The sequence below is a fragment of the Pseudomonas persica genome (assembly GCF_900291015.1).
Lineage (GTDB): Bacteria > Pseudomonadota > Gammaproteobacteria > Pseudomonadales > Pseudomonadaceae > Aquipseudomonas.
Window position 1 is genome coordinate 1 of record NZ_OLKL01000147.1, and the last position, 271, is coordinate 271.

The 271-nt window shown below is 46.1% G+C and carries 1 protein-coding gene; it reads left to right on the top strand.

Features of this window, described 5'->3' with window-relative positions; genetic code table 11:
- Positions 1 to 271: efflux RND transporter permease subunit (locus FQ664_RS26070; protein WP_144175884.1), on the top strand; the 271-nt coding region annotated here is incomplete at both ends.

The following is a 271-nucleotide window of genomic DNA, read 5'->3' on the forward strand; positions in this document are numbered from 1 at the left end:
ATTTTGTATGCCGACCCAGGTGCTTACAACATTCGACACGATTGGCGCGAACGCACTAAAGTTCTTGAGCCAGTGTTTAATGAGAGTCAGGCTAGACGTTACGGCATTACAAAATCTGATGTAGATGATGTGCTAATGATGTCCTTCTCCGGTAAGTCTGTTGGTTTGTACCGAGATGGAACAACCTTGATGCCTATTGTGGCAAGGCTACCAGACGAAGAGCGAGTGGATATTCGTAACATTGAAGGGATGATGATTTGGAGTCCCGCAC